Below are 10628 nucleotides of genomic sequence, written 5' to 3'. Positions count from 1 at the left end.
CAGGGGGCGGGCCTGGACCCGGTGCTCGCGGTGATGTCCGCGACCGGACACAGCCGCCGACGCGCGCTCAGGCTGATTGCCGGAGCAAGGGACGCGGGTCTGCTGACGCCGCGTCACGTCCGCCGCTGATCCGCCGCCAGCCGGGTCGGGTGCCGTCAGGACATGTCGCGCATCCGGCTGATCTCGGCCGTCTGCTGGGCGATCACGTCGTCGGCCATCTCCTCGATCTGAAGGTTGTTGCCCTGGGCCTTCACGTCGGTGGCCATGGTGATGGCTCCTTCGTGATGGGTGATCATCAGCTTCAGGAAGAGCTCGTCGAACGCCTTGCCCTGCGCCGCCCGCAGCTTCTTGAGCTGGGCCTCGGTCGCCATGCCCGGCATCGGCTCATGGCCGTGGGACTCGCTCTTCGCGGCGCCGCCGTGGTTCTTGAGCCAGCCCTTCATGGTGTTGATCTCGGGTCGCTGCGCGGCCGCGATCCGGTCGGCCATCCCCTTCACCTGGGTCGACTCGGCGTTTTTCGCGGCGAGTTCCGTCATCTCCAGCGCCTGCGTGTGATGGTCGATCATCATGCGCGCGTAGTCGCGGTCGGCGGTGTTGGGGGAGTCGTCCTCCGCCCGGTGCTTCGCGGCGTCCTCGGCGGAGAGGGTCTGGGCTGCCTCGCCCGGCTTGCCGGGGGCGATGACCGAAGGGCCCGTACCCGCCGCGGACTTGGACGGGGTCTCGTCGTCCGAACCTGTGCAGCCCCCGAGTGCGAGGACGGCGGACGCCGCGATCGCGACGCGGAGCAGGGACGTACGGCCAAACGGCACAGCGACCTCCTGAGTCACCCGGGACAACAGACACCTCGTGAGTGTTGATGACCGTCCTAGCATGCTTCTGAACGTGATTGATCAAAAACATTCATTACGAATGCGTTGCCGCCTGTTGATCTGTGCATGATGAAGACGATACTTCGGGTGAACCTGAACCGTTCGACTGCGAACGGCTACAAGGGAGGACGCAGTGACCCTGTTGAACAATCACCGAACGCGGTGCAGACGTCTGGGAGTTGCCGCCACCGCGGCGGGCCTCCTGGCGGCTCTGCTCACGGCCGGTCCGGCGGTCGCGACCCCAGACCCCGGGGACTCGCAGGCCACGTCGCAGAAGGTCTCCAAGAGTGAGGCGGCCGAGGCCAGGGCCGCGATAGCGAACGGCGAGACACCCGGGCAGGACGAGATCGTCCACTCGGAGAACATCGAGCCCGTCGCCAACATCCCCAAGGACACGCTGGCGGGCACCAATTCGGACCTGGCCTTCCAGGGCAAGTACGCGTTCGCCGGCAACTACGACGGCTTCCGCATCTTCGACATCAGCAACCCGAAGTCCCCGAAGACGGTCTCCCAGGTGCTCTGCCCGGGCTCGCAGAACGACATCTCCGTCTCCGGCGACCTGCTCTTCCTCTCCACCGACTCCTCGCGCAGCGACAACTCCTGCAACAGCACCACGCAGCCTGCGACCGAGAAGTCCTCCTGGGAGGGCATGAAGGTCTTCGACATCAGCGACAAGCGGAACCCGAAGTACGTCGCCGCCGTCGAGACCGCCTGTGGTTCGCACACCCACACGCTGGTGCCGGAGCGCAAGAACGTCTACGTCTACGTCTCCTCGTACTCGCCCAGCGCCTCCTTCCCCGACTGCCAGCCGCCGCACGACGGCATCTCGGTCATCAAGGTGCCGCGCAAGGCCCCGCAGAAGGCGAAGATCGTCAACTTCCCCGTCCTGTTCCCCGGTTCGGGGCCTGACGGTGGCGGCAACCCGGGCGGGCCCACGAACCCGGGCGTCTCCAAGACCACCGGTTGCCACGACATCACCGTGCTGCCCTCCAAGGACCTCGCGGCGGGCGCCTGCATGGGCGACGGCATCCTGTTCTCCATCAAGGACCCGGAGAACCCGAAGATCATCGATCAGGTCCAGGACAACGTGAACTTCGCGTTCTGGCACTCGGCGAGCTTCAACCAGAAGGCCAACAAGGTCGTCTTCACCGACGAGTTGGGCGGCGGCGGCGCGGCCACCTGCAACGCGGCCACGGGTCCGAACCGCGGCGCCGACGGCATCTACGACATCGTCGGCAAGGGCGACAAGCGCAAGCTCGTCTTCAAGAGCTACTTCAAGATCCCGCGCTACCAGGCGGACACCGAGAACTGTGTGGCCCACAACGGCTCGCTGATCCCGGTCAAGGGCAAGGACATCATGGTCCAGGCCTGGTACCAGGGCGGCATCTCCGTCTGGGAGTTCACCAACTCCTCGAAGCCCAAGGAGATCGCCTACTTCGAGCGTGGTCCGCTGAGCACCACGAGCATGGTCACCGGTGGCTCCTGGTCCGCGTACTACTACAACGGCTACATCTACTCGAACGACATCGCCAAGGGCTTCGACGTTCTGAAGATCAATGACCGTCGTACGGACCCGGCGAAGTGGGAGCGTCTGCGTGAGCTGAACGTCCAGACGCAGCCGGACTACTTCGACTGACCGGACCGCTTCGACTGATCGGCCTGTTCCGGCCGACCGGACCGGCCCCGGATGACCGGGCCGTTTCGGCCGGCCGGGCTACTCCGGTCAGCCGGTCCGGTCGGTCTCGTCCGTCTCGCGGTTGTGCTCACGGCCCTGCTCGCGGCTCTCGGGAGCGAAGAACCGTGAGAGGTCCTCGTGGCAGGTCCCGTCGGGTGCCTCGGCGCCCGGCGGGGCACCCCGCTCCCAGTCGAGCCGGTAGCGCCGGAACAACTCGGCCCGCAGCGTCCGGAGCGGCATCGGGACCCCGGGCACCAGCGCCGCGTACACCGAACCCATCAGGAGCGCGCGCAGCATCGGGTAGTCGGTGGCGGCGTCCGGTGAGCCGTAGCGGGCCATGGTGTCGCTGAGCAGTTCCGCCAGGCGCTGCTGCTCCGGGCACTGCATGAACCCCTCGGCCTGGAGGATGCCCGCCATGTGCTGGCGCATCAGCATGGGGTGATCGCGGGCCAGACCCAGGACGGCGTCAATGGCCCGCGCCATGCGCTCCCGACCGTCCTCCGTACGCGGCTCGCGCTCCAGCGCCTCCTCCAGCGTGCGGTGCATCAGCCGGTGCACCGCCGACTGTACGAGCTGGCGTTTGCCCGGGAAGTAGTACGAGACCAGGCCACGGGCGGAGCCCGCCCGGTCCGCTATGTCGCCCAAGGTCGTGGCCTCGTACCCACGCTCGCTGACCAGCTCCAGGGCCGCCTGCAGAAGCCTCTCGCGGGAACGCCGCCGCAACTCTTCATTGACCGAGGCGCTGCGAGGGGACATCCTATGTACTCCTGCGTTGACTGGCTGCCAGCCAACTATACTCAGCGCGTCCGGAGCGACTCCCGTCAGGGATCGTCTCCGGGCTGCCGTCCGCTCGGGGCGACGCGGGGGATCGTCCCGGGCGGACGGGAAGTACTGCCGCTTCCGTGCGGTCCTGCCCGGCCGCCCGGCCTGACCAGCAGCTGTCGCCGAGCCGTCGCCCGCTCCTTACAGTGGGCTGGAGTGCCGAGGAGGCGTGGGACATGGATCAAGAGCAGATCCTGGCCAGGATCACGGCGATGGTCGACGACGAACGCAGGCTCCGTGAAGCCGTCGCGTCCGGGCAGATCGACAGCACGACCGAGCACGAACGGCTCGGACAGCTGGAGCGCGAGCTCGACCAGTGCTGGGACCTGCTTCGCCAGCGGCGCGCGAAGTCCGAGTTCGGCGAGAACCCGGACGAGGCGCACGTCCGTCCGGCGACGCAGGTCGAGGGCTACCAGAGCTGACCGACCCGCCGCGGGGTCATCCCACCAGGTCCAGCACCGGCCGCAGCCCGTCCGGGCGCTCCGCGACCGGCAGGTGGTCGACGAAGTGCACTCCGCAGCCCAGCGCCGCGGCTCCGCCGTCCGCGCGCCGGTCGTCGCCGACCATCAGGGTGTCCCGCGGATCGGCCCCGAGCGCGTCGCAGGCGGTCGCGAACAGCCTGGGGTCCGGCTTCTGGATGCCGTGCTCGTACGACAGCACGTACGCGTCGATGTACGGGTCGAGGCCGTGCTCCCTGAACACCGGCCGCAGGTCCCAGCCGATGTTGCTGACCACGCCGACGGCGACACCGCGCTCGCGCAGCGCGCCCAGCACCTCGGCGGTGTCGGGGTACGGGCGCCAGGCGGCCGGTGCCATATGGCGGTCGTACAGCCTGTCGTGCAGTTCGGGATCGGGGAGCGTCACCTGACGGGAGACACCGGTGTACGCCGCCCGGTGCAGCTCGGAGCTCTGGTCGCGGATGCCCCAGTGCCGGGCCACGTCGTCCGGCACCGGCTTCGATGGAAGGGCCCCGCCCGGCAGTGCGCCCACGGCCTCCAGTTCCTTGGTCGCCCGGATCAACTCCGCCTCGGGCAGGGGCACTTCGGAGTCGGCCAGGACCGCGCGCAGCCAGGACTCGGTGGATTCGATTCGGAAGAGGGTTCCGGAGAAGTCGAACAACACGGCAGCCATGTGCCGGACCCTACCGGCCGCCTCGACGACGCGGAGCTGGGCACCCGCTCGATGAACGCGCCGTGAACGTAAGGGAGTTGTGGCCCGCTCGACAACAGGGCCGGTTCGAAAAGGTCACCGGCCGGTCGGCCCTGGTGCCCCTCCATCGATGTGAGAGCTCCGCCAGGAACCGAACGCGATCTCCGTGCGTGATACCGGAGAACGCGTTGGCATGCACACCAAGGCGGGGGAAACGCGAGTGGGATTCACAGTACGCGCGAGAACGGCGGCACTGGCCGCCGCGGTGGCCGGAGCGCTGGGGGCCTCGACAGCCCGGGAGTCGACCCGAAGGAGGCGGCCGTCGCCCGGCTCTCCGACAAGGCCCTGTTCGCGGCGGCCGCGGGCAACTCGGGCAACGGGCCCCGCACGATCTGGTCGCCCGGCAGCGTCCCCGAGGCGCTCACCGGGTTCTGTGTACTGGGTCCTGTGCGGTGAGGAGGCACCCGGCCGCGGTGCCTCCGCGAAAACCCGTTGGTGGACCACAACGACCGCTGCTACTTTTCCGGAGTCCGTGCGACAGAACGAGGAGGTGGTACCCGTGAACGCAGTTTCGACATGGGTGCTCCCCTCCGGGGTCACGGTCGGGCGGTAGGTCGTCCGGGAGCGCCGTAAAGCAGCCCTCCCGAAAGGCTCGACCATGCAATTCACTTCCGAACAGCGCCTCGGCGACGGCGTCCTCGAGCGCGAGTTCACCCTCGGCGAGATCCCCGGCACCCTGTGGACGCCTGGATCCGAACCGGCCCCGCTGATTCTGATGTCCCACAACAACGGCCTGCCCAAGGCGGATCCGCGGCTGGCGGCCCGGGCCGGGTACACCGCGGCGCGCGGCTACGCGGTGGCCACCATCGACGCTGCCGGGTGTGGTGACCGGCCCCGTTCCGCCGCCGACGAGCAGGCCCGTGCCGACCTCCGGCGGGCGATGCAGGCCGGCGAGCCCGTCGATGAGATCTTCGAGTCCTTCATCGGCCCGCTGGTCGAAAACGCGGTCCCGGAATGGCGGACCACCCTGGACGCCCTCCTTGAGCTGCCCGAGACCGGCGGCCCGGTCGGGTACTCCGGGGGGTGGACCGCCCTCGGCATCCGGCTGGCGGTGGTCGAGCCGCGCATCGCGGCCGCGGGCTTCTTCGCCGGGGGTTACGTGCCCCGCTCCCAACGCGAGGAGGCCCGGCAGGTCACCGTCCCGCTGCTGTTCCTGCTGCAGTGGGACGACCAAGGGAACCCCCGGCAACGGGCTCTGGACCTGTTCGACGCCTTCGGCAGCAAGGAGAAGACGCTGCATGCCAATCTGGGCGGGCACACCGGCACCCCGTGGTTCGAGCTGGAAGACGGATGCCGGTTCCTGGACCGACACCTGAAGTGAGGCCGGGCCTCCTGGCCGGCAGCAGCCGGTAGGCGCTGCCGGCCAGGAGGCCGCTGACCGAGACTCCGTCTACGGCGAGATCTTCCGTTCGTCGGCCTTGAGGCCGCGGAGGGCCCAGAGTCCGTACACGGCCAGCAGCGGTTTGACGACCAGCCACTCGCCAGGACGGTAGTCGTCCGCACGCACCAGTCTCGTTGCGAGATCAGGGCGTTGCCGCCGCAAGTACGCCCGGGCCTTGAGCGCGTGAGCCGACTGCGAGGCGATCTTGATGTGATCGGCGTCCTCAAGCAGGGGGATCACGTTCGTGATGTTCTCCCAGGTCGTCGCGCTCTGGTCTTCGAGGAGCACTGTGCCGTCGAACTCGAGCACCGACTTCGCGTAGTCGGCCATCAGTTGGGCCTCCGAAGCGCCACCGCCGGTCGCGCCGCCGCTGAAGATCACGCGGGTGCCCTGCGCACTGTCAGCGGCGATCGAGCGAATGCCGGCTCGGACTCGCCATCGGTTGATGAAGTTCGCCGTCGCTTCGGGGTTCCGGAAACCCAGCACGACCACGGTCCCGGCAGCGCCCCCGCTGTTCCCCACGAGTGTTCGGGACCAACGCCAGTTCAACCACTCGCCCCAGGCCATGGCCGCAACCCCGGCCATCGCCAGTCCTGTCCTTCGCCGCATCCGGTGACTCTAGAGCACCTCGACCGAGACTGCTGACAGCGGCGGATCCGGTGGACCGGCGCTCGCTGGTGAGCTGATGTGCCGGTGGATTGAGTACGGCTACTCATGTGGGCGGTCGCCGACAGCAAGCTGCCGAGCCTGAGGTACCCGGCGGCGCGGATCCACCGCATGCCGGACCTCTCGGGCAAGTCCGTGGCAAGGCTCGACGTGCGCGTGGGGGCCGGGCAGTTGGCTCTGGAGGTCACCGTCATCCACAACAGCGTGATGGTTCAGGCGTTCGGCGCTCCGGAGGGCGTGAGCGTGACCGAGGTACTGCTGAAGCAGCAGCCGGACCGGCCCACGTCCTGAGGAACCTGCCAACACCCCGCCGGGGCCGTGCCACCGGGGCACTCCGTGGGCGTCGGCTCCGGCGGGGTGGTTCACTGCCGGAGTTTCCTCGGGTGGTTCAGGTCAGTGGGGCCGGAGCCGGGGTGCCGTAGAAGGTGGCGGCCGGCCAACCGCGGGACTCGGCAAGCTCGTTGAGCAGGTTGGCGATCTCGGTCGGGGTGATGACGTTCTCCGTCGGCGTGTCCATGACCGAGACGCTGAAGGTCAGCGTCATGTACGCGTCGATGGGGTCGATGCTGTAGTCGGCGCTGAACCTGGTACCGCTCGGGAAGTCGGCCGACGACGACTCGGCCGCGGCCGGGGCATCGGGTGCCGCCGCCTGCGCCGACCCGGCGGCACCGACGACCGCGCCCGCCGCGGTGGTCCCCGAGTACCCCAGTAACGAACGTCTCGAAATACTGGACAAGTTGCCCCCTCTACGCGGCTCTGCCGGGTGTCTCCCGGAGCCGTGCTCGATCGTATGCACGGTCCTGAGGCGGGTGGGGCTGAACAGTTTCGTCCGCAAGTGGAGGCCGCAGGACGGGCCGACGCCGCTGTCAGCGCAGCTCGGCGGTGCCCTGGAACCTCGTGTACGACGCCACCGCGAGCGCCACCGTCAGCACGCCGAGCAGCCAGCCGCCGAGCACGTCCGACGACCAGTGCACGCCCAGCCAGATACGGGTGAGTCCGACACCGAGGACCGACACGACGGAGAGGGTGAGCGCGATACGCCACAGGACGCGTCCGGCGCCGTACAGGTGCAGGAGCCACAGCAGCAGCCCGCACACGACCGTGGCCACCATGGCGTGGCCGGAAGGATAGGCCGCGTAATGGGCGGAGTCCACGGGGTCGGGCCAGACCGGACGCTCCCGGTCGACCGCCGCCTTGAGCCCCTGCTGGAGCAGTGTGCCGAGCACACAGGTGGCCGTCAGCCACAGCGCGAGCCACCATGCCGAGTGGCGCAGCACCAGCCACAGCACGGCGACGGCGCACAGGGCACGCATCGTCCAGGGGTCCCACACCCAGTCCGTGAGGATGCGGAACGTCTGGGTCGTGACGGGGTCGTCCACCGCCCAGCGGTGGGTGGTGCGGGCGATGTCGCCGTCGAGGGCGATGAGCGGGTCCCAGGACATCGCGACCAGGACGAGCAACAGTACGGACGGAAGGGCGACAGCCGCCGCGACACGTACGGCGATCCCGGGACCAGGAGCGTGGGGCGGCGAGTCGACGGGTGGGGAGTGCATACACCGATCCTCGCCGACCGATGGGGTCAAAGGCGAACCCGGGGTGCCTGAGGCGCTGCGAGCCGGCTAACCGAGCGCCCGCAGACCCGGTACGAAGGTCACCAGGACGGGGATCACCGGCACCAGCGCGGCGGCCGCCGTGAGCCGCAGCCGACGGGCGGGCGGAAGACGGTCCGGGGGAGTGAGCAGCCGGTGGACGCGCTGCGGAACATGGGCCTGAGGTGTGGGGCAGGGGCCGAACACGCCCCGGTCCTCGTTGAGTTCGACCAGCGCGAGCGCGATCGTCAGCCGGCCGAAGCGGCGCGACGCCATGTCGTCCGCGGCGAGTTCGACCAGCCGGTGCATCTCGTCGCGGAACGCCGCGAACACCGGGACCTGCGGAAAGCCGTTGGCCAGCGCGGCCGAGGAGTGCAGCAGCCAGTCGTGCCTGGCCTGCGCGTGCCCCTGCTCGTGGGCGAGCACCGCGTCCAGTTGCCGGCCCTTGAGGCGGCGCAACGCGGCCGTGGTGATGACGAGTTGGGGCGCCGCCCCCGGCAGCCACCAGGCGTCGGGACGCTCGCCCTCAAGGACGACCAGCCGATCGCTGCCGGGCTCCTCGCCGGGCAACACCGGGGCGCGTACGAGGAGTTCGGCCCGCCGACGACGGCGCCGGGTCCTGGCCCGGGTGATCTCGCGGGCCAGCATCGCGGCGCTCCAGACACCGCCGAGCGCGAGTGCCACCGCGGTCGTCGCGGCCCAGGGGCCTCCGGCGAGCGCGTAGCTCTCCACGACGGCATGCGGGGCGGGGGCGAAGACATGGCCGCGGACGGCCTGCCAGGCGGCCGCCGCACTGAGCGTCATCGACAGCGCGCAGCACAGCAGAACGGCCATCACCACGCACTGCCAGACCCACAGGGCGACCACCGGTTCACGGTCCTGCCAGTCCGTTCGGGCAAGCAGCCGCGGAGCGAGGACGGCGGCCAGGGCGCCGAGCAGCAGCAGTGCCGCGGGGACCATCATGGCTGCAGCCTATGAGCGGGGCACCACCGGCCGATACGGGCTGTCGCGGCAAGTGACGTACACCACGGTTTCGTAAAGCGGGCCCGGGGCCCGGAGATGCCCGTTCGGAGTGTGAGATGCCGTCGGCCCGGAACGTGGGAAGCGCCGGTTCAGAGTGTGAGAAGCATGGCCAGCATCCCGATGCCCATCGAGAGGCGGCACGCCCGCGCCAGCTCCAGCCGGTCGCCCCACCCGGCGGCCCGGACACTCTCTCCGGGGCCACCCCCTGCGACGGCGACCGGCATCAGCCGTGTGCCGGTCCACAGCACATACGCGGTGAAGTACGCGAGGAGCACCCCCGTCAGGGCGGGAACCCCGGCGTGCGCCCCGCTCGCCATCACCGCCGCCATGTAGGCCATCGCGAACGCGCCCACCAGATGGTGCAGATGGTGGGTGCTGCTCCGTGCGGCCCACAGAGCGCGCAGCCCGGCCGCCCCGAACACCGTCGCGTAGGCGACCCAGGCCCAGCGCGGGGGCGCGAGCACCGCCGCGGGCACGGCCATCGCGGCCATCCCGAACCCCATCAGCGCCTCACCGCCCGCGGTGCGGCGCTGCTCCTCGACCCTGCTGCGCATCCGCAGCAGACAGTAGGCCCCGGTCGCCGCGCACAGTGCGACGAGCAGCCAGCCGGGTGACGCAGGACCGTGCACCGTGCACCTCCCCGCTCGACGGTGTCGGACAGTCCGCTCGAAGAGATGCCCGGACGGGGCGGAGCGCAAGCGAGCGCAAGGGTGTACACGGGGGAGCGTGCGGGAGTGCGCTTATCGTTTACGAGTAAAACACCTGCTAACCTTATTGCCATGAGCAGTGCCGCACCCAGCCCCACCCCCGCACGCCGACTGCCTCTCGCCGGTGTCCTGCGCGTCGGCCGCCCCTCCGACATCTGGTTCAAGCCCGCACTGAGCGTGGTCGTCGCGGTCGGCGTGCCGAACCTGACACTGCTGGCGCTCGGCCGGCTGGACCTCGCGATGTACACGATGGCCGGGTCGCTCTGCGCGCTCTACGCCCACAACCTGCCGTACGCGGCCCGCGCCCGGGCCCTCGCCTGGGTCGTGCTCGGCATGCTCGCCTCGGTGGCGGTCGCCCTGGTCACGGCGTCGCTCACGTCCTCCGCCGTGGTCCTCGTCGCCGTCGGCGCGCTGCTCGCCGCCACCCAGAAAGCGCTGTGCGACGCGACGCGCATCGGCCCGCCCGGACCGGTGATCTTCGCCTTCATCAGTTCGGCCGCCCTCTTCACCCCGCAGACGCTCGGCCAGGTTCCCGCCCATCTCGCCCTCGCCGCCGCGGCGGGCACCTGGGCATGGCTCGTCGGCATGGCCCCCGGTCTCGTACGACCGCACGGGCCGGAGCGCCGGGCCACGGCCCGGGCACTGAACGCGGCCGCCGCGTACGCAGAGACGTCCGTCGCCGCTTCC

Annotated in this window: 13 protein-coding genes and 1 pseudogene; 6 read left to right on the top strand and 8 right to left on the bottom strand. The window is 69.9% G+C overall.

Features of this window, described 5'->3' with window-relative positions; translation table 11 throughout:
• A partial coding sequence (locus O3Q52_RS39500; RefSeq protein WP_269653391.1) for a DUF6214 family protein occupies positions 1-129 on the top strand: 129 nt, incomplete at its 5' end.
• Between the two features lie 26 nt (positions 130-155).
• Here O3Q52_RS39500 and O3Q52_RS39495 read toward each other — a convergent pair.
• Positions 156-809 carry a DUF305 domain-containing protein gene (locus O3Q52_RS39495; protein WP_269653390.1) on the bottom strand — a complete coding sequence of 218 codons (654 nt, stop codon included), beginning with the start codon at positions 807-809 and terminating at the stop codon, positions 156-158.
• A 193-nt stretch (positions 810-1002) separates the two neighbouring features.
• Here O3Q52_RS39495 and O3Q52_RS39490 point away from each other — a divergent pair, with 193 nt between their 5' ends.
• A complete protein-coding gene (locus O3Q52_RS39490) occupies positions 1003-2505 on the top strand; it encodes an LVIVD repeat-containing protein (protein WP_269653389.1) in 1503 nt (500 codons plus the stop codon).
• An 87-nt stretch (positions 2506-2592) separates the two neighbouring features.
• On the opposite strand, the gene O3Q52_RS39485 is transcribed toward O3Q52_RS39490, so the two are convergent.
• Positions 2593-3300: a TetR/AcrR family transcriptional regulator gene (locus tag O3Q52_RS39485; RefSeq protein WP_269653388.1), complete on the bottom strand. Its 708-nt coding sequence runs from the start codon at positions 3298-3300 to the stop codon at positions 2593-2595.
• Positions 3301-3542: 242 nt separating this feature from the next.
• On the opposite strand from O3Q52_RS39485, the gene O3Q52_RS39480 reads away from it, so the two are divergent.
• The gene (locus O3Q52_RS39480) at positions 3543-3788 is read left to right on the top strand and encodes a DUF2630 family protein (protein WP_269653387.1); all 246 of its coding nucleotides are present in this window, start codon (positions 3543-3545) and stop codon (positions 3786-3788) included.
• A 16-nt stretch (positions 3789-3804) separates the two neighbouring features.
• Here the strand turns inward: O3Q52_RS39480 and O3Q52_RS39475 are convergent, their stop codons facing one another.
• Entirely contained in the window at positions 3805-4497 is a 693-nt protein-coding gene (locus O3Q52_RS39475; RefSeq protein ID WP_269653386.1) for an HAD family hydrolase, read from the bottom strand.
• A gap of 676 nt (positions 4498-5173) precedes the next feature.
• Between O3Q52_RS39475 and O3Q52_RS39470 the strand changes: the two genes are divergently transcribed.
• Entirely contained in the window at positions 5174-5896 is a 723-nt protein-coding gene (locus O3Q52_RS39470; protein ID WP_269653385.1) for a dienelactone hydrolase family protein, read from the top strand.
• A 69-nt stretch (positions 5897-5965) separates the two neighbouring features.
• Here the strand turns inward: O3Q52_RS39470 and O3Q52_RS39465 are convergent, their stop codons facing one another.
• Positions 5966-6565, bottom strand: a complete 600-nt coding sequence (locus tag O3Q52_RS39465) for a YdcF family protein (RefSeq protein WP_269653384.1) — start codon at positions 6563-6565, stop codon at positions 5966-5968.
• Positions 6566-6670: 105 nt separating this feature from the next.
• Here O3Q52_RS39465 and O3Q52_RS39460 point away from each other — a divergent pair, with 105 nt between their 5' ends.
• Positions 6671-6913, top strand: a complete 243-nt coding sequence (locus tag O3Q52_RS39460; protein WP_269653383.1) for a hypothetical protein — start codon at positions 6671-6673, stop codon at positions 6911-6913.
• A 97-nt stretch (positions 6914-7010) separates the two neighbouring features.
• Here O3Q52_RS39460 and O3Q52_RS39455 read toward each other — a convergent pair whose 3' ends face one another.
• The 4 genes from O3Q52_RS39455 to O3Q52_RS39440 form a co-directional block, all read right to left on the bottom strand.
• On the bottom strand, positions 7011-7358 hold the full coding sequence (locus O3Q52_RS39455) for a hypothetical protein (protein WP_269653382.1): 348 nt from the start codon (positions 7356-7358) through the stop codon (positions 7011-7013).
• A 130-nt stretch (positions 7359-7488) separates the two neighbouring features.
• The gene (locus O3Q52_RS39450) at positions 7489-8175 is read right to left on the bottom strand and encodes a phosphatase PAP2 family protein (protein WP_269653381.1); all 687 of its coding nucleotides are present in this window, start codon (positions 8173-8175) and stop codon (positions 7489-7491) included.
• A gap of 66 nt (positions 8176-8241) precedes the next feature.
• Positions 8242-9174, bottom strand: coding sequence for a M56 family metallopeptidase (locus tag O3Q52_RS39445; protein WP_269653380.1), 933 nt, complete (start codon positions 9172-9174; stop codon positions 8242-8244).
• A gap of 149 nt (positions 9175-9323) precedes the next feature.
• Entirely contained in the window at positions 9324-9863 is a 540-nt protein-coding gene (locus tag O3Q52_RS39440) for a DUF5134 domain-containing protein (RefSeq protein WP_269653379.1), read from the bottom strand.
• Between the two features lie 150 nt (positions 9864-10013).
• Here O3Q52_RS39440 and O3Q52_RS39435 point away from each other — a divergent pair.
• A pseudogene (locus O3Q52_RS39435) lies at positions 10014-10628 on the top strand (FUSC family protein); the annotation flags it as partial.

The sequence above is a fragment of the Streptomyces sp. ActVer genome, assembly GCF_027270795.1.
Classification (GTDB): domain Bacteria; phylum Actinomycetota; class Actinomycetes; order Streptomycetales; family Streptomycetaceae; genus Streptomyces; species Streptomyces umbrinus_A.
The sequence above is the reverse complement of the archived record's forward strand: the minus strand, read 5'-3'. Positions and strand labels throughout refer to the sequence as shown.

Excerpts from the sequence above, each read along its gene's own strand:
- O3Q52_RS39485 (WP_269653388.1), bottom strand. The coding sequence starts at position 3,300 with ATGTCCCCTCGCAGCGCCTCGGTCAATGAAGAGTTGCGGCGGCGTTCC.
- O3Q52_RS39480 (WP_269653387.1), top strand. The coding sequence starts at position 3,543 with ATGGATCAAGAGCAGATCCTGGCCAGGATCACGGCGATGGTCGACGAC.
- O3Q52_RS39475 (WP_269653386.1), bottom strand. The coding sequence starts at position 4,497 with ATGGCTGCCGTGTTGTTCGACTTCTCCGGAACCCTCTTCCGAATCGAA.
- O3Q52_RS39470 (WP_269653385.1), top strand. The coding sequence starts at position 5,174 with ATGCAATTCACTTCCGAACAGCGCCTCGGCGACGGCGTCCTCGAGCGC.
- O3Q52_RS39465 (WP_269653384.1), bottom strand. The coding sequence starts at position 6,565 with ATGCGGCGAAGGACAGGACTGGCGATGGCCGGGGTTGCGGCCATGGCC.
- O3Q52_RS39460 (WP_269653383.1), top strand. The coding sequence starts at position 6,671 with ATGTGGGCGGTCGCCGACAGCAAGCTGCCGAGCCTGAGGTACCCGGCG.
- O3Q52_RS39450 (WP_269653381.1), bottom strand. The coding sequence starts at position 8,175 with ATGCACTCCCCACCCGTCGACTCGCCGCCCCACGCTCCTGGTCCCGGG.
- O3Q52_RS39445 (WP_269653380.1), bottom strand. The coding sequence starts at position 9,174 with ATGATGGTCCCCGCGGCACTGCTGCTGCTCGGCGCCCTGGCCGCCGTC.